The sequence below is a fragment of the Ruegeria discodermiae genome (assembly GCF_030758345.1).
In the GTDB taxonomy this organism is placed as follows: domain Bacteria; phylum Pseudomonadota; class Alphaproteobacteria; order Rhodobacterales; family Rhodobacteraceae; genus Ruegeria_C.
This window is the reverse complement of record NZ_JAVAMO010000001.1, coordinates 1,290,918-1,307,395: the sequence shown is the minus strand read 5'-3', so window position 1 is coordinate 1,307,395 and position 16,478 is coordinate 1,290,918. Positions and strand designations below refer to the sequence as shown.

Annotated in this window: 18 protein-coding genes, 1 tRNA gene, 1 pseudogene and 1 riboswitch; of the genes and pseudogenes, 12 read left to right on the top strand and 8 right to left on the bottom strand. The window is 57.3% G+C overall.

The window, feature by feature from the left end; genetic code table 11:
- Window positions 1-2: 2 nt before the first annotated feature.
- Together cobW and Q5Y75_RS06700 are read right to left on the bottom strand one after the other, a co-directional pair.
- A complete protein-coding gene (gene cobW / locus Q5Y75_RS06705) occupies window positions 3-1,058 on the bottom strand; it encodes a cobalamin biosynthesis protein CobW (RefSeq protein WP_306195541.1) in 1,056 nt (351 codons plus the stop codon).
- Between the two features lie 2 nt (window positions 1,059-1,060).
- The gene (locus tag Q5Y75_RS06700; RefSeq protein WP_306195539.1) at window positions 1,061-1,435 is read right to left on the bottom strand and encodes a DUF1636 family protein; all 375 of its coding nucleotides are present in this window, start codon (window positions 1,433-1,435) and stop codon (window positions 1,061-1,063) included.
- 85 nt (window positions 1,436-1,520) lie between these two features.
- Window positions 1,521-1,743, bottom strand: a riboswitch (cobalamin riboswitch).
- A gap of 196 nt (window positions 1,744-1,939) precedes the next feature.
- On the opposite strand from Q5Y75_RS06700, the pseudogene Q5Y75_RS06695 reads away from it, so the two are divergent.
- Both Q5Y75_RS06695 and Q5Y75_RS06690 read left to right on the top strand, forming a co-directional pair.
- Window positions 1,940-2,671, top strand: a pseudogene (locus tag Q5Y75_RS06695) (Stf0 family sulfotransferase); the annotation flags it as partial.
- Window positions 2,672-2,848: 177 nt separating this feature from the next.
- The gene (locus Q5Y75_RS06690) at window positions 2,849-3,808 is read left to right on the top strand and encodes an NAD(P)-dependent oxidoreductase (RefSeq protein WP_306195720.1); all 960 of its coding nucleotides are present in this window, start codon (window positions 2,849-2,851) and stop codon (window positions 3,806-3,808) included.
- A 110-nt stretch (window positions 3,809-3,918) separates the two neighbouring features.
- Here the strand turns inward: Q5Y75_RS06690 and Q5Y75_RS06685 are convergent, their stop codons facing one another.
- A complete protein-coding gene (locus Q5Y75_RS06685; protein ID WP_306195538.1) occupies window positions 3,919-4,392 on the bottom strand; it encodes an NHLP leader peptide family RiPP precursor in 474 nt (157 codons plus the stop codon).
- Between the two features lie 295 nt (window positions 4,393-4,687).
- Between Q5Y75_RS06685 and Q5Y75_RS06680 the strand changes: the two genes are divergently transcribed.
- Window positions 4,688-5,059: a hypothetical protein gene (locus Q5Y75_RS06680; RefSeq protein ID WP_306195537.1), complete on the top strand. Its 372-nt coding sequence runs from the start codon at window positions 4,688-4,690 to the stop codon at window positions 5,057-5,059.
- Between the two features lie 61 nt (window positions 5,060-5,120).
- Here the strand turns inward: Q5Y75_RS06680 and Q5Y75_RS06675 are convergent, their stop codons facing one another.
- Complete coding sequence (locus Q5Y75_RS06675; protein WP_306195535.1) at window positions 5,121-6,443, bottom strand: calcium-binding protein; 1,323 nt, start codon at window positions 6,441-6,443, stop codon at window positions 5,121-5,123.
- Window positions 6,444-6,739: 296 nt separating this feature from the next.
- Here Q5Y75_RS06675 and Q5Y75_RS06670 point away from each other — a divergent pair, with 296 nt between their 5' ends.
- Entirely contained in the window at window positions 6,740-6,949 is a 210-nt protein-coding gene (locus tag Q5Y75_RS06670) for a hypothetical protein (RefSeq protein WP_306195533.1), read from the top strand.
- Between the two features lie 1,115 nt (window positions 6,950-8,064).
- Here the strand turns inward: Q5Y75_RS06670 and Q5Y75_RS06665 are convergent.
- The 3 genes from Q5Y75_RS06665 to Q5Y75_RS06655 form a co-directional block, all read right to left on the bottom strand.
- Window positions 8,065-8,577: a hypothetical protein gene (locus Q5Y75_RS06665; RefSeq protein WP_306195531.1), complete on the bottom strand. Its 513-nt coding sequence runs from the start codon at window positions 8,575-8,577 to the stop codon at window positions 8,065-8,067.
- Between the two features lie 1,022 nt (window positions 8,578-9,599).
- The gene (locus tag Q5Y75_RS06660; protein WP_306195529.1) at window positions 9,600-9,995 is read right to left on the bottom strand and encodes a hypothetical protein; all 396 of its coding nucleotides are present in this window, start codon (window positions 9,993-9,995) and stop codon (window positions 9,600-9,602) included.
- Between the two features lie 142 nt (window positions 9,996-10,137).
- On the bottom strand, window positions 10,138-10,389 hold the full coding sequence (locus Q5Y75_RS06655) for a helix-turn-helix transcriptional regulator (RefSeq protein ID WP_306195527.1): 252 nt from the start codon (window positions 10,387-10,389) through the stop codon (window positions 10,138-10,140).
- A gap of 91 nt (window positions 10,390-10,480) precedes the next feature.
- Here Q5Y75_RS06655 and Q5Y75_RS06650 point away from each other — a divergent pair, with 91 nt between their 5' ends.
- The 5 genes from Q5Y75_RS06650 to Q5Y75_RS06630 all read left to right on the top strand — a co-directional run bounded on the left by Q5Y75_RS06650 (window position 10,481) and on the right by Q5Y75_RS06630 (window position 12,916).
- Window positions 10,481-10,717, top strand: coding sequence for a hypothetical protein (locus tag Q5Y75_RS06650; RefSeq protein WP_306195525.1), 237 nt, complete (start codon window positions 10,481-10,483; stop codon window positions 10,715-10,717).
- Complete coding sequence (locus Q5Y75_RS06645) at window positions 10,704-11,234, top strand: hypothetical protein (protein ID WP_306195523.1); 531 nt, start codon at window positions 10,704-10,706, stop codon at window positions 11,232-11,234. Before Q5Y75_RS06650 ends, Q5Y75_RS06645 begins: the two co-directional genes overlap by 14 nt.
- The gene (locus Q5Y75_RS06640; RefSeq protein WP_306195521.1) at window positions 11,227-11,451 is read left to right on the top strand and encodes a hypothetical protein; all 225 of its coding nucleotides are present in this window, start codon (window positions 11,227-11,229) and stop codon (window positions 11,449-11,451) included. The genes Q5Y75_RS06645 and Q5Y75_RS06640 overlap by 8 nt, the downstream gene beginning before the upstream one ends.
- A gap of 143 nt (window positions 11,452-11,594) precedes the next feature.
- Entirely contained in the window at window positions 11,595-12,086 is a 492-nt protein-coding gene (locus tag Q5Y75_RS06635; protein WP_306195519.1) for a hypothetical protein, read from the top strand.
- A gap of 86 nt (window positions 12,087-12,172) precedes the next feature.
- The gene (locus Q5Y75_RS06630; protein ID WP_306195517.1) at window positions 12,173-12,916 is read left to right on the top strand and encodes a hypothetical protein; all 744 of its coding nucleotides are present in this window, start codon (window positions 12,173-12,175) and stop codon (window positions 12,914-12,916) included.
- Window positions 12,917-13,054: 138 nt separating this feature from the next.
- Here the strand turns inward: Q5Y75_RS06630 and Q5Y75_RS06625 are convergent.
- Window positions 13,055-13,128, bottom strand: a tRNA-Cys gene (locus Q5Y75_RS06625).
- Window positions 13,129-13,356: 228 nt separating this feature from the next.
- Here Q5Y75_RS06625 and Q5Y75_RS06620 point away from each other — a divergent pair.
- From Q5Y75_RS06620 to Q5Y75_RS06610, 3 genes are all read left to right on the top strand, one after another.
- Entirely contained in the window at window positions 13,357-14,010 is a 654-nt protein-coding gene (locus Q5Y75_RS06620) for a protein-L-isoaspartate O-methyltransferase family protein (RefSeq protein WP_306195515.1), read from the top strand.
- Between the two features lie 51 nt (window positions 14,011-14,061).
- Window positions 14,062-15,468, top strand: coding sequence for a TolC family outer membrane protein (locus Q5Y75_RS06615; protein ID WP_306195514.1), 1,407 nt, complete (start codon window positions 14,062-14,064; stop codon window positions 15,466-15,468).
- Window positions 15,469-15,841: 373 nt separating this feature from the next.
- A complete protein-coding gene (locus tag Q5Y75_RS06610; RefSeq protein WP_306195512.1) occupies window positions 15,842-16,474 on the top strand; it encodes a hypothetical protein in 633 nt (210 codons plus the stop codon).
- Window positions 16,475-16,478 lie beyond the last annotated feature (4 nt).

The window sequence follows — 16,478 nt, the reverse complement described above, 5'->3', positions numbered from 1 at the left end:
GGTTACTCGGCAGGCTCGGACAGGCCGATGAGGATATCGCGGATCGCGCCCTCGTTGATGTTGTCATGCTCGGCAATGACCACCAGCCGTGAACGGCGCGCTTCATCGGGTTTCCACGGGCGGTCATACTGATGGCGCACGCGCGCGCCAACGGCTTGGACCAGCAGCCGCATCGGTTTGCCCGTGACGGCGGCATAGCCTTTGACCCGCAGGATGTTCAGCTCTTTGGCCAGTCGTTCGATATTGGCGACCAGCTCAGCCGGGTCGCTCTGTTCGGGCAGCTCGACGACGATGCTTTCGAAATCGTCATGCTCGTGATCGTCATGGCCATCGTGATGGCTGGGACGGTCGTCCATGTCATCCTCGGCGGCTGCTTCCAGACCCAGGACCACGCGCACGTCGACCACGCCTTCGGCGACTTCGACCACGGGCAGAGGGCGCGGGGCCTCGGCCGCGATGATCTCTTTGGCCTTGGCCACGCCTTCGGGACCGGCCAGATCGGGCTTGGTCAGCAGGATGATATCAGCGCAAGAAATCTGATCCTCGAACACCTCGGACAGAGGCGTTTCGTGGTCAATCGAGTCATCCGCCAGGCGCTGGGCATCTACGGCCTCAACATTCGGGGCAAACCGGCCTGCCGCGACAGCCTCGGCATCGGCCAGAGCGATCACACCGTCCACGGTGATTTTCGAGCGGATATCGGGCCAGTCGAACGCTTTCAGCAGGGGCTTGGGTAGCGCCAGACCGGAGGTTTCGATCAGGATATGCTCGGGGCGCGGTTCAAGCGCCATCAGCGCCTCGATGGTCGGTATAAAATCATCGGCCACGGTGCAGCAGATGCAGCCATTGGCCAGTTCCATGATGTTTTCCGCCGGGCAATCTGGGATGGCGCAGGACTTCAGGATATCGCCATCCACGCCAACATCGCCGAACTCGTTGACGACAACAGCCAGACGCTTGCCTTGCGGGTTCTGCATCAGGTGGCGCACCAGCGTGGTTTTGCCCGAGCCCAGAAATCCGGTGATCACGGTGACAGGGAGTTTTTCAAGGGTGCTCATTCTCAGACTCCAATCGGGGGAATGCGCGAGGCGCAGTTTTTACGGAAATGCTCGGGGCGTTCGCGCCATTTGACCAAACCATCCTGGGTGGCCAGATACCTGGTGGCACCTTCGACAATGACGTCGACATGATCGGTTTCGTTCAGATTTTCATAGACAAAGGTCCAGCGGTCCGGCCCGCCACGTAAAACAATGGAACAGCCCTGGTCGCAGTTCGACAGGCATTCCACTGGTTTCAGGTGCACACCCTCGGGCAGGTCAGCTTGGGTCAGCGCGTCATGGAGCAGCCTGCCGGGGCGCTGAGCGTCATCCTCGATGGCGAGGCCACGGCGGCAGGTGGTACAGACCAGCAGTTCCACTGGTGTTTGGTCAGTCACGTCTCATCCCCCTCGGGCGGTGGGGGACGGGGTACATGCGGGCCACGCTGCAACACATGGACCCGTCACCGGCACACCCCGTCCGGTTTCAGTTCGGGTGCTGGCAGGTCTCCCGGCTTGCGGATGTCGAGGCCTGTCGGCCCCGGTGGCTGTCCTGCCTTCCCGGCCTTTTGGGCCAGTGACTTTGGGCAGCCTCTCCGGTCACGGTCGCGGGGGCGGCTGTGCTTAGCAGTTCGGGTTTCTTTCCCGGCCGCTGGCACATTCCCTTTTCATCCTCTTTCGAGGACACCAACGCCAGCGACATGCGGCACCGGCACTGGCCTTGTCAAGCGCAACGCACCAGATCAATCGCCGCGAAGTGAAAAAGCGACGGCCCGGTGTCTTCCAGCGGCATAATCGTGGACTTTCGGGTCGCCTTAGAATGGCGGCTCCTTGACCTCAACGGGATGTGCCTGAGCCGGACCACAGGTTTCTCGACCGACCGGTGGTTGCTATACCCGGCCCATGCCCGAGTCCCGCTCCTACATGATCTGCACCAGCCCACGCAGTGGCAGCACGTTGCTGTGCATGCTTCTCAAGGAGACGGGCATCGCAGGGCGGCCCGACTCTCTATTCTATCAACCTTCGCTTGAGCGCTGGCTGGACTTTTATGGGCTTCCCAATCACAGCTTTGGCACGCGCAAAGAGGCTCTGCACGCCGTGTTCGAGTGCGCGCGCAACAAAGGCACTGGTGACACCGGTGTTTTTGGTCTGCGCATGCAGCAGCCGAGTTTCGCCTACTTCCTCAAACAGGCGGGCCTGCTTTGTCCCGGTCACATAAATGATGTCGACCGCATCAAGGCCGCTTTTGGTCGAACGCTGTTCATCTATCTGCACCGCTCGGATGCGCTCGCTCAGGCGGTCTCTTGGGTGATGGCCGAGCAGACCGGGCTGTGGCATCGTGCTGCGGACGGTTCGGAACTGGAACGCCTTGGACCTCCGCGGGTGCCCAGATACGACAGCGCGGAGATTGCGGGGCACATGGCTGACCTCGCTGCCATGGACGCCGCGTGGGAGGACTGGTTTGCGCGGGAACGCGTGGCGCCATTGCGGATCAGCTATGAGGGGCTGGCGCAGTCCCCACAGGAAACTCTTGCCCGTGTTCTAAAGGCGCTCGGCCTTGATGCTGCCCTCGCGCGCCACGTTCTACCGCTTACTGCAAGACTTGCTGACGCAACGAGTCGCAACTGGATCGACCGATTCAAGGTCGAGAAAACGAGTCAACCGGCGACCGCCTACGCTTTGGTAATCGGCGGGCGGCCTAGGTCGAGTTGCGCTCAAGGCGCAAAAGCGACCGCAGCACGTCGCGTAGCAGCAGGACGGGACCCACCCGTTCGTGCTCGCCTGAGCGAAACCGCTAAGGGAGGGGACGGTATGAAAGTAGGGTTCATCGGGCTGGGCAATGTGGGCGGCAAGCTGTCCGGGTCGCTGTTGCGAAACGGGATCGACCTAAGCGTGCATGACCTCAATGATGAACTGGTCAGCGATTTTGTCGCGCGCGGTGCCCAAGGTGGCGAAAGCCCCGCCCAGTTGATGCGCGATTGCGACGCCGTGATCACCTGCCTGCCATCGCCTGCCGCCTCGGATGCGGTGATGGCTCAGATGCTGCCTGAGATCCGGCCCGGCAAGATCTGGATGGAGATGTCGACCACGGATGAGGCCGAGGTCAAGCGCCTTGGCGCGATGGTGATTGAGCGGGGCGGGGCGGCGGTGGATTGCCCGGTTTCGGGCGGCTGTCACCGCGCGGCCACCGGCAATATCTCGATCTTTGCGGGCTGTGATCGCGCCACCTTCGAGCGGATCGCGCCGTTTTTGAAAACCATGGGCCGACGCATCCTGCATACCGGCGAGTTGGGCTCGGCCTCGGTGCTTAAGGTGATCACGAATTACCTGGCCACGGCCAATCTGGTGACCTGCTGCGAGGCGCTGGTGACCGCAAAGGCGGCTGGTATGGACCTGAACACGACCTATGAGGCCATCGCGATCTCGTCAGGCACATCCTTTGTGCATGAAACCGAAAGTCAAGTGATCCTGAACGGGTCGCGCGACATCTCTTTCACCATGGATCTGGTGAAGAAGGATATCGGGCTGTTTCAGGACGTGGCCGACCGCGCCGGTGTGCCGCTGGAGGTCAACCCGCTGCTGATCGATATCATCGATGACGGTATCGCCCGTTTCGGCGCGCGAGAACTCTCTCCCAACATCATAAAGCGGTTGGAAAAGGCCACCGGCCTCGACATCCGCGCCGCGGGCTTTCCGGCCGAAATGGCAGATGATGAGCCCGAAGAGCCGGGCTATGAGGTCATGCCAAAGGGGGTTACTGCGACGCGCTGACACCGGCGCCTTGCTTCCCGAACCATATCAGGACCGGCGCACAACACGCTCCGACCAGGGAGGCGTTGGCGCCGATTGATGCCCTAACCCCCAAAACGGTGGCAAAGCCGCTACATATCCTTGGTGAACGTGGCGCTGACGCTGACCGAAGCAACGCTGATGATGCTACCGAGGATGACACCGCAGAGCGGCGTGGTGCCGCCCTGAGCACTTATCAGATCGGCGTCAGACAGTTCCATATCGACCGGAACCGCCGGAATATGTAGATATTTCACCTTTTCAGTGTCGCGCACGACACGGATATCTACATTTTCGGGCAGGTTGTTCCCGAATTCTGCAAGCGCGGCCCTCGGGTTCGCTTCCAATGCCCGAGCGAAGGCGTCATCATTCCAAATCTTTTCGAAAAATGCCGCTTTTTGAGCTTCTGCTGAGTTTTTATTCATAGGTTTCATGTCTTCCTCCCATTTTGAGCGCATTGCTGCGTAACAAGGTTCACTGGACTCACCAGACCGTTCGATGCGCACCCGTTCAATCAGATGTCCGGATTTCCAGCACCAGCCGCCTGTTTCTGTTTCGTCCTTCAAGTTAGATGGAAGCGAATGCTGAGCCTTTCGCCTTGGCCGTGTTAATTTTGATTAATCAAGGTCACGCGCCCTGGAAAAGTTGCTGAGTACCGGCTCATGCATGGGCCAGTCGGGGCCAACGATGTTAACGAGGTCTGAGGCAAGGAAATGGACTTTGCGACGGCACAGGTTGCACCGAAGCGTGATGACCTGACCACCAGCCGCAGCATCCCGCAACGTGCGGGCCTTTCCGGGGTATGGATGGGCTGGCGGATGAGAGACAGGCATAAAGAGAACATACTGGGAACATTGCAGCTTGCCCAAGCTGAAAATCGCTCCTAGTTTTCCCGCCATGCGCACCAAATCCCGCTCCCGAAAGAAAGCCGCTGACGAGCTGTTCTATCCTCTGAGGGTCCGCGTGCTGGTTCCTTTAGATGGGTTCGGACGGAGTTATGACGACCTGCACAGATGGATGGACGAGCGCGCAGGGCGGGGCTTGTGGGGCTACAATGCTGACTGTGTGCCTCGTTGCGACCTCAGAGACACAACGGCCTTCTATATGGCCGATCCGGGGCTGCTGGTGCCGTTTCTGGAAGAGTTCGACCTGGAACTTGCGCAGGGTGATCCAGAGCGTCCCGGCGAGAGTTCATATCGGCTGATGGGGCCGAAATCGGGACTGAACCGATAGGCTGGTATTTTCCTTGTCGAACAGCGCATTGGATGCCTATTCAGCTTTTGGGCGGAACGCTTTAGAAGATGAAGTCACCCGCATCGAGCGTCCCTGACCCCACGCCCAAAAGCGTCATGATGTTGCCCGCCCCATCGTTGATTGTCGCATTCACTGGGCCAGTTAGATGGTTTGCCTGCAAGTCTGCAAAGTTGAAGATTGAGGTCACTCCCGACAGATCAATCCGGTCACCTAGACCAAAGCTGAGTACCTGATCCGCACCGCTCGTGAAAACCAGCACATCCACGCCTGCGCCGCCGCGAAGCGTATCATTGCCCGCGCCGCCGTCCAACACATCAGCGCCCGCGCCACCAAAGAAGCTGTCATCGCCGCCACTGCCGCGCAGCGAGTCATCGCCGTTGCTCCCGAACAGCGTGTCATTACCCGCCCCGCCCCACAGCGCGTCTGCACCATCGCCGCCGCCCAGCGTGTCCGCGCCGTCGCCGCCGAATATGGTGTCGTTACCTACTCCGGCACTGAGTGAATCGTCGCCGTCGTTGCCGCCAAGATTGTCGTTGCCCCAGCCACCCGTGACCTTGTCATCGTCCCGGCCCGCAAAGAGGCGGTCATTGCCATTGCCGCCGCCGAGAACGTCCTTGCCGGTGCCGCCATAGACGACGTCACTGCCCGCACCGCCATAGAGGGTATCGTTTCCGTTGCCACCGCGCAATGTGTCATTGCCGTTCTCTCCGCGCGCCACATCGGCACCGTCACCCGCAAAGAGCCGATCCGCCCCGTCACCACCTTTCAGCGTATCAAATCCGTTGCCACCGCGCAGAGTATCGTTGCCGCCGAGCCCTTGGATTTGGTCTCTGCCAACGCCGCCCTCAAGAAAATTGGCGTCGGTATCGCCGATGATACGGTCATGTTCGGTGATTACAACTCCAGGCAAGTTGGCGAGATTGACTGTGCTGCCTGCCACATATGGGCCAATAATGATAGCGCCAACGTCGGTAACGCTAGCCTCAAACGCTTGCCAATCCGCCACCGTGGAAATCTCTGGAATTGTCGCGCCGCCTAACGTAAATCCATGTGCGGTATCAAAATCATCCCAGAAATTCATCAATTGGGTTATATTTCCCGGACCCCAAGCAATTTGACCGATTTCTATTTCGAAAAGGCCCGTTAGAGCCGAAACGCCATTGACCTGCACACTATAGAAATTTTGATTTGTGATACTGACCTCTGGAAGGCCACCTGTGTTTGATGCAGTTATGGCATAGCTGAAGCTGTCATCCGTATCCGCCGCAACGATTGTTAGAGTGGTGACGTCAACCGCGACTACAGTGGTGCTGTCAGGGCCAGCATATGACACCGAAGTGCCTGTATAGGTGTAAGTTGTCATTTGATCCCCCTCCAAATCTCATAGTTTTTGGCGGCATGGGTGCGCGTCAATCAGTCTTATGTCACCGATTTCTCTGACTATTCCGCGTGCGAGGTACTCCGGCAGGAACGCCTACAGAAGCTGCTTTATCCCGGATACTCCCAATTGCGTTATTGAGGCCGCGCGGAATCACAACGGGACAGCCGGGGGAGCAGTCAGTAACACAATACCGAGGACACGCAGCCTCGCCCCATGTTTTCGCACGCTCCGAACCGTCTCTACCCCCGACTTGGGGCAAGGTTGCGCTAACGGTGCTGATGGCCAAGACCGAGGGCATACTGTCCACAACCGGTATGAATGTGCATACTGCCATCATGACCCCAGAGGAAGAGATAAAGCAGGCGCTGGACAACATCAGCGCAGAGGCAAGGGCGTGGTCACACAGCCCCGACGTCTCGGCCTTCGTAGCTGGCGCTGTTGAGTTGGAAGGCGAGGAACTGGTCCAGTTCGTGCGCTTAGTCGCTTAGATGGCTTATGACGAAGGCAGGCGGGCGCAAAAAAGTGACCCCACAGGCGTGGGGTCAGTACGAAGAAATACAAAGGATGGCCGGGCCTAGACCGGGATTGTTACCGGAGTGTGAAGGCGGGCGGGGCGTGAGCAAGGCTTACTCACCTAATGCAAAGGGCATGCCCACTTGACCGGCACGCAAAGTTCTAGGCGTTGGGAAGTCGGTATCTGCTCGGCATATGAACAACTTTTCCCGAGCCCAAATTGTAGCTATCAAGCAGACGAGAAGACCTAAGTTTACCCTTTGAAATCTCAAACAACGGCTTTAGAGACTTCGACCTTTTCTTGCGTCCAGGCGGGGCCACAACGTCGATAGACTTTGTTCCACTCAGGTCGCGCGCCATCTCAACAGCACTACGCATATCCGTGTCGGCTGAAATCACTAGCGCCCTATCAAACACGTCCAACATGGTATCGCGAACCAAGTGAATGGCGATGTTCACATCGGTCTCTTTTTCCTCATACGTCTGGTACTGGGCACCACAGACCCGGCACTTTAGATACTTCTTTTTTGAACTTCGCTGGGACAAATTTGACGCCCTCGGCCTGCAATGCTTGCACATAGGCCCTATGCCGAGCGTATGCGTCGGGAATCCAAGTGGCATACGCAGAGAAGTACTTGATAGAGCTGATTTCCTCTCTAGGACTTATCATTGCCTCTGAAAGGCGTCTCAGGCAAAGCCACTTGAGGCTGTCGTCATTCAGCTCATCGATTGCGTGATACAGGTTAAAGCCATCAATGTAGACGTAGACTCGTCTCATAAGTATTCTCAGAAAAGGGAAAAGCCGCGCCTTTCAGCGCGGCCTGTCTCATAGGATATACCGTATGAGGTGGATGGTTCAGACATGATTTCTCTAACCGCGATGTCAACACATCTGTAGTTTTTTTGCTATTTTGTCGCGCCTGCGGGCGCTTAGCCGACACTTCGACCTATGACACAAACCCGGTCACCACCTTAACTTGTCCCGAATCCCGCTCATGCCTTGTTTGGCGACCCCCATGCGCACCAGAGCGTCACAGCAAGCCCCAGAATGACAAGCAGCGCTGCGTGCAACCAGATGCTCAAGTCGGGTTCAGCAGCTTAGGTTGATCGTCATTGGGCGGTTCTCCAAATGGTTCTTGTCGCTTTCAGGAACCGTGATGGTAACGCCGCCGCTTGCGTCAGCAAACTCTTCTGTGCCGCCAGTGACTGTAAGGTCAACCTGCTGCGCCGCATTGCCGGACCGTTCGGTGTCGGTTGCATCTTCGAGCGATGTTCTGCCTAGTAAAAAGATGTTTCCGTTTGGGAGCCTTAGCAATCCATCAACCCTAACGTCGTGTCCTGTCTTAGTGTCTCCGCCAATAATAGTGGAGATGACGTCGAACGTCCCGGCAAAGTCGCCATCAAGACTTTTGAGATGCCAGTATAATTCCCGCCGGTCGCCGACTTCGTCCTCTGTCTCTTTTGCACCGACGAACTTAATCGATGTGTTGCTGTGCAAGAGTTCTGTCTGGCCGCACCCGACGTAGGCCTCACTCGCTTGCGCAGCAGAGTTCAACGATAGCGCAATACCGATTGCGTAGGCCCAGCAATATACTTTCTTCATGATACGGATGCCTCCGGTGTGAGAAGTTTGGCTTGTGCAGTGGGGGACAGATGGTGCGAGCCGTTTGTGAGAATGAACCTAACAGCCGATTAAGCTTCGCCAATGTGGCTCGCGATTAGCATGAATGGCGGGACTTACTGTTGGCATCTGTTCCTGCCGCCAGATCAGTTGATTTTAATGCTTCAGAAATCTACTCCGCAGGTCGCCTTCATACTTCCTGGTTCGAGGTCACCCAAAAGGGGACGGCACTACGCATCGCGAACTAGGAGCACGGAGGTCATGGAATTCAAAACTTCAAACAGCGCCGACAAGCTTGCAGCACTCTAAGAGCGCGCCTGGAATGATAAAGACTTCAGCGCGCGCCTGGAAAGCGACGCCACATCAGCAATCAAAGAAGTTCTTGGTAAGCTACCAGAGGGTGTGACCTTTAAGGTTGTGCGGGACACCGCAGATACAAAGTACCTCCATATTCCCGCAGCGCCCGTTCAAGGTGAGGTATCTGACCTGGACCTACTAGATGTACAGGGTGGGACAACACTCGGATGTATCTCGGCAATTTCGCTTGTTACGGTCATATCGTCCGCAATATCCATCCCATTGACCCAGGATCCTTGAATCAGGGCCGCACTTGTTCACGCGCTGACAATCGGTCCCGTACCGGTTACGCACGGTGCGGGGTCTTCACGTTCATAGGGCCATGGCCGCCTGACCGATTAGCAAGATTAGCGGGAATAGCAGCCCGGTAGAGGATTTCACCAGCTCTGGGAGATTGACGAGAGCCTGATGCGGTCGGAGTTGGATCAGGTGCAGAAGTCTGAGCATTTGGCGAAGCGCAAATTGCTTTGGGAGGCCCGGCGTCTAGCTGGAACAACTGGTTCCACCAAGAAGCCCCAGCATGAGAAACAGTTTGCAGCCGAGACTGCCGAGCTTACCGGAACTACTCGAAAGCAGGTGAACAGGTCAGTCTCTCGCGCGGAGCAAACCTGCCAAGAGGCACGTGACCTCTTAGCGATGCTTAACTCTTAATGCACTGGCTCTAAGGGCCAAATCTTAGCGGACACTTCAGCGGGAAGAAGTGCTTTGAAGGAGCGTCCGGGTTGCCACTCCACCTCATGGATGCCGTGAATAGTCTCGATGTCCTCCGCGCTCAGGTCATCAAGCAAGTTGACGCCGGTCGAGGCGCGTATGGCGTCCAGGATCGCGCTTTCGTTGGATGGTGCGCGCTTGACGACGTTGCCGCTTTCGTCACGGTGCGCATCCATTTCGGGTTTATAGAGTGCATCATCGATCATTCCGCCAAATAGGCAACTTGTGCCGTTGTAGCGATAAGCCCCTACGCCATAATTCGGATTGAAGGCCTTTGTGTCTTGAGCTTCGAGCTTGGCAATAGCGGTATCAAATAGCACAGAGATGTTCATGGTGACTGGTCTCCCTATCAGCGTGGCACAAGGCTACAGGGGCATGCTCAGTTTTGCCAAGTAGGAACGCGCGAGAGTCCATGCGATGGGATCGAGTATGCGCGCAACGATGAACACTGCGCCAACTAGGAACGCAATCACTTCAGGGCTTCATAGCCACCCCCGGCCCCGCAGCAACCTCGCCGCTGTCTAGGAACTGGATGCCTTGGGCTTCGAGGGCTGATCGGATCGCAATTGCCGTTTCTCTTCGACCACCCAGAGGGCCATCATTGGTCTCAAGTCTGGCGATTGTCGGATAAGAAACCCCAGAACGCTCTGCCAAATCCACTTGGGACCAAGCCAACAAAGCTCGCGCCGCCTTGATTTGCCTAATTGATAGAATTTCTATTGACATTTGTGCTGCTCGTTATGATATGATTTCTATCAATACCACAACCGGAGGCTAAAGCAATGATGTTCAACGCGCCAGCGCGACCAATACCGTCATGCTCGGACCCAACTATGAAGTCGCTCGACAGGAGGGCACATTTGACAAGGCAGCAAGGATTATCTCGCTCGCCCGCACCGGTATCGCGGCCTCCGACAGCGCCATGAATATCGACCTTGTAAAAGATGGATATCGCGGGCTGCTGGAATGCACTGCGTACCTCGCATCCGATATCCTTTACATGCAGCCGGGTTTTGAGCCTGAAGAGAAAGGGTGCAGCGATGAGCAGGCTTGATATGAAAGCGGCCAAGCGTCGCGTGAAAGAGATTGCGGAAATGCTGGACGTTTCCGCCCCAGCCGAATTGACAGATGCGGAAGGCGCGCCAACCGACGAGTTGTTGCAATTCACCCATGACACAGGTGCAAGCCTGGACTTCATCTTTCTGGGCTGCACACGCGGGATGCACAGGGCCATGCGTGACGGTAAGCCCATGCCCATCGATCCTGAACTTGGCGACCCGGTTTGCCAGTTGATGCGTGAATACGAGGCCATCAGGGCAGGCATAAACGGCTACGGCGGCGATATCCCGGTGGAAAGCCCTCTCAACCTGCTTTGGCAGCGGATAGAACGCGAAGTCACCGCCGCAACGGCGCAGACGCTTGAAGGCATTGCGGCGCATGTAAGATTTGCGGCTTCCGAGGGTGTTGAACTGGACAGGACTTATGCCGGGGAAGGCCGCACTCTCTATCACAGCATCCAGCGAGGCCTTAACGCCCTGCGTAAGCAGCCGGAGGCCGTGTGCAATGGGTGAGCGCAGTCAACAGGTAGGCAAGGACAGGCACGACCTCGCCCGTGATGCAGTTATCCTGCACGGCCTGACATTGGCCCTTGATGCCCTGACTTGGGAGGACGGCGGCGAGCAGAACGCGAGCGCTGTAGGGGCGCTTATCAAGACCGTCGCGGAGAAATCCAATGACCTGCTGCACGACATTGAACAGGGCGACTTTTTGGAAGGGAGTAACGCATGACCACTTTCAAACGCCACCCCGAATGGCTCGCTGACTGGCGGGCCACCTTGGCCGAGAAAAGGGAGAACGCCCAAGCGGCTTAGTGAACTTCAACCATGGCGCGGTAGTCACTGCGCCCTCTTTTGTTTGTAACGAGTGTTTCCATGACCTTTTACCAAGTGAACCGGAGCTGGTCGGATCAGTTCCTGCCGGAGATTAGGCGCATCGTCGGGGGCCACTTGCTCAAGGCCGCGCCTGATCCTCTGGATCACTTCCAGGCCACGGACTTGGTTACGCTGGACGCCAGAGACATGCGCATCGCAGCCCGTGTTCGCCGTCCCGGCTACGCGATGCTCTACCCCAACCAGTTCACCATTCGCGCACAGGTGCCGTCAGGTGCAGAGACGGAGCTTTCCAAGATAGTGAACGGTTACGGCGACTGGATGTTCTACGGGCACGCGGACGTTGATGGGCTGTCGCTGCAAAACTGGTGGCTCATCGACTTACGAGCGTTCAGGGCCGCTCTGATCCGCCACGGGGCCAATGGCAGCTTCATTCGCATGGGCGATAAGCGAAACCCGGACGGGACGTGCTTCAAGTGGTTCGATATCCGGTCATTCCCGGATGATCCGCCGTTGGTGGTGGCGAGGGGGTGAGAGAGCGTCCATGCTGTTGCGTTTGCTTAATTCAGTTCTTGGTGGGACAGCTATGAATGCTACGTTGTCCCAAGCCGTTATGAGATATGAAACTAACTTACTCGTCAGTAGACAGCCCAGCGTGGGCCAATCCTCAAAGAACCAAGATCAACTGCTTCGTGAAATTCGATCACATAAAACAGAAGGTTCAATTCACGGCTGAGCCGAGCGTCTCAGAGCCTCATGGCAAGGAGATTTATGAGCTTTGCGCTTCTGGCAAATTTGGACCAGTTGCGGCATTCGAACCCAAGTCAGCGGTTGGTGAGGACGACGCCGTTGAACCTGAGCGATTACTGTTTCTGGATCGATGGCCTGAAGTGTATCGTTTTATCCTGGAGGCGAACCAGGAAAGCTCTGCCGGAACTATACGAGGGCAAATCTTAGTGTGGTCTTCGATGATCGAGGTCCTAGTCACTCGCTTGCTCGAAAGCTTCCTGATTGACCATAAGATTTCCAAAAAGTTGCTTCACGACAACAAGGAAATGAACTTCTCTACTCGTATTAGCCTTTCGTTCGGCCTCGGCCTGATTTGCAAGGATGAGCAACGGACATGTGACAGAGTGCGAACCATTCGCAACTGCGCAGCGCACAACTGGTTGATAGATTTGCCTAAAATTCAGTCAGAGCTAAGGTCGCTTTATGATGCAGACCACTCAGAAATCTTGGAGTGGCAGGAAGATATCAATTACTTGGTAAGGTTGGTCTATGGAGGCTCTTGCGCCAAACTAGCGAATAATCTGACGGACCGCACCGAATTGGCTTCCCGTCATAAGCGGGTTGTCTTGGGGTAGTCGCCAAGGACGTTAGGCCGCAGTCGCGAGGCCGAACACTACTGAGGAAACGATCAACCTTGTCCCCTATATGTCCCCCAGAATTATGAGGGGAGACCAGAGACTGGCATGGTGGCTCGATAAGTTATTGATTTTATTTGGAGGCGAGTACCGGAATCGAACCGGTGTACACGGATTTGCAATCCGCTGCGTCACCACTCCGCCAACTCGCCTTTCTCAGTGAAATCAATCACTTGCTGTGGTTCAGGGGGTGTTCTAGCAGCTTTGTTCAATGGCGTCCAGACGGTCTCGGCCAAAAAACACCCACTTGAGAGACCAATCTGGCGAATGTGCACGTTGCAACAGGGCAACCGAGGAAATGTTACTTGTGGATGGGACATTGCCGCCTGGATGCCAGTATGGCACAAGCCACAGTAACACAGTGTTGGAAGATCACGATTATGCCTGAATTTGCCGCACGGCGCCGTACCATGGTGGATACGCAGGTCCGCCCGTCGGATGTGACCAAGTTCCCGATCATCGAGGCGATGCTGGAGGTCCCTCGCGAAACCTTCGTGCCCGATGCGAAGCGCGAGGCCGCCTACGCGGAGGAGATGATCGATCTGGGCGATGGACGGGTGTTGCCCGAACCCCGGACATTCGCGAAAATGCTTGATGCGCTCAACATTCAGGACGACGAAGCGGTTCTGGATGTGGCTGCGGCACTTGGGTACTCCACCGCCGTGACAGCGCGCTTGGCGCAGCTCGTCGTGGCTGTCGAGGAAGATGCGGCCATGGCAGGTGAGGCGCAGTCGCTTTTGTCTGAGGCCGGTGCCGACAATGCGGTTGTGCATCACGGTCCACTGGCCGAAGGGGCCGCCGAGCATGGCCCCTATGATGCCATCCTTGTTCAGGGGGGCGTCGAACAGGTGCCCGAAGCTCTGCTGGCGCAGCTCAAGGAGGGCGGGCGCATTGCCTGCACCTTTGTCGAGGACGGCGTGGGGACCGTTCGGATCGGGCATAAGTCCGGCGGCAAGCTGTCATGGCGATACGCATTCAATGCTGGCGGACAAGTCCTGCCGGGGTTCGCAAAACAACCGGAATTTTCGCTGTGACCCGTTGGGTCGGGAAAAACAGGCCGGACATATAAAGAGGCGCGGAAAACAATGTTGAGAGCAGTACTAAAAGGAACGGCCCTGTCGGTTGCGCTTTTGGCGGCATCAGTGGTGCCACGATCGGCGCTCGCGGATAATCTCGCAGATGCGCTGGTTGGGGCCTATAATACCAGCGGGCTTTTGGAGCAGAACCGGGCACTGCTGCGGGCGGCGGACGAAGATGTCGCGATTGCAGTGGCCCAGCTGCGGCCGATCATCAACTGGACCATGCAGATTCAGCGGCAATTGGTGGATCAACAGAACAACAACTTCAGTTCTAACAATGGTGATACCGAGGGTTTTATCGGCTTGTCCTTCCAGCAATTACTCTTTGATGGCGGTGCAACCCGGCTGGCCAAGCAAGCCGCCCAGGAATCGGTGTTGTCAGCACGTCAATCACTGATTGATGTCGAGCAAAGCATCCTGTTCCGGGCAGTCAGTGCTTATATGAACCTGATCCTGCAGGAAGACAATGTTGCACTTCGCCGCAACAACGTCCGAGTTCTGGGTGAGGAATTGCGCGCTTCGCAAGATCGCTTTGAAGTGGGCGAAGTCACAAGAACGGATGTGGCTCTGTCAGAGGCCAGTGTTGCCGCAGCCCGCGCAAACCTGGCTGATGCATTAGGCAGTCTCACGACGGCCAAGGCCGAATATGTAAACGCCGTCGGAAACGAGCCCGGCAAAACTGCGGGCCAGCCAAGTCTTCCGAGGCTTCCAGCTTCGATTGACGCGGCCATAGCGGTTGCAGTCAGAACCCACCCGGACATTCTGGCGGCACAGCATCAGGTACGTGCTGCGGAACTGATTGTGCAGCAGCAACGCAAGGAACTTGGGCCGAACGTGACCCTGGATGCGGATCTGGGATATACTGAGGACTTCAGCAGTTCCGATTTTCGCAATGACTCTTCTGCCGGGGTGACCTTTCGGCAACCAGTCTATGCCGGGGGCGCGCTTGCGGCGCAGGTTCGGCGCGCAATCGCCACCCGCGATTCCACCCGTTTTGCGCTGTTGACTGCCCAAAAGGACGTCATTCAGGGGGTCAAGGACGCCTATGTGCGGTTCCAGACGGCCGAAGCCAGCCTGACCGCTTCGAACGAACGAGTGCGCGCGGCGCAGATCGCGTTTGACGGTATTCGCGAAGAGGCGACGCTGGGTGCGCGGACGACCCTCGATGTGTTGACCGCCGAGCAGGACCTGCTCGATGCGCAGACCCAGCAGATTTTTGCGCGCTCCGAACGTTCTCTGGCTGCCTATCAGGTGTTGTTGTCGCAGGGGTTGCTTACGGCCGAACGGCTGGGGCTGGCGGTTCAGATCTATGATCCGACGCTCTATTATAACCTGGTGAAAAACGCGCCTGCTCGGGTCAGCAAGCAGAGCAAGGATCTGGACCGTGTCCTGAAAGCGCTGGGCAGGCAATAACGTTCCACTCCTGTGTTGGCAGAACAGCCGGGCTTCGCTACACTTGGGGTGAGGTTCAGAGTGGTAGAAAAAAATGTCCAATCAAGCAGCCGATTTGGGAATCGAGGATGTGTTGTCCTCGATCAGAAAACTTGTCAGCAATGAAGGCGTGCCCGAACCGCGACCGGTCGCGCCCCGAAGGCCAAAAAAGGCCAATAAGCTCGTCCTGACGCCCGCTTTGCGCGTGACGGAGCCCGTTCCCGAGGCAGAGCGCCGCGGGCCACCCGAGCGTGGGACAGCGGTTCCGTGGACCAACCCTAGAACGACGCTTTATGAGGCGGCGCAGTCGGCTCGGCAGGCAGAGGGTGAAACCCCTCCGTCAAAGCCCCGTCCGATGCTGCTGCGGCCCGAAGATGCGGTTCCGAACGACAAGGTGGCATGGATTCGCCCAAAGATCGTTCCGGACGAAAGTCGAGATCGTGAACAATCGGCGGATGAGTTTTCGTTTCGCCACAATGCCGAAACAGCCAATCCGTCAAGTGCACCAATTGAAGAGCCGTTGAGCAAGAAGATCGAAGCGCTTGAAGCGGCGATTGCGCGCACCGAGGATCAGTGGGAGCCTGACGGCACCACGAATGAGGAGTATTCCGGCACCAAGGTCGATCCATCCATTTCCTGGCGGAACCGTGCGCCTGAAAAAGACGCGGCAGCGGCACCGGATTCGATGTCACAGGTGGAAATCGCTGCAGCTTCGGTGGTGGAGCCGGCTGTCGATGAAGTCGACCCCGCGCCGGAGACGACTGCAACGACGCACACCGAAGACGCGCCACAAGGCGCCGCTGCATCTCAGCAAGACTCGGCGATCTCGGATGGGGCGGTACTGGACGAGGAAAGCCTGCGCGTGCTTGTCGCGGAAATTCTGCGAGAGGAATTGCAAGGCGTTCTGGGTGAGCGGATCACGCGCAATGTGCGCAAGCTTGTCCGCCGCGAAATTCAGCGCGCACTGACCGCCCGCGACTTGGGCTGAGTCA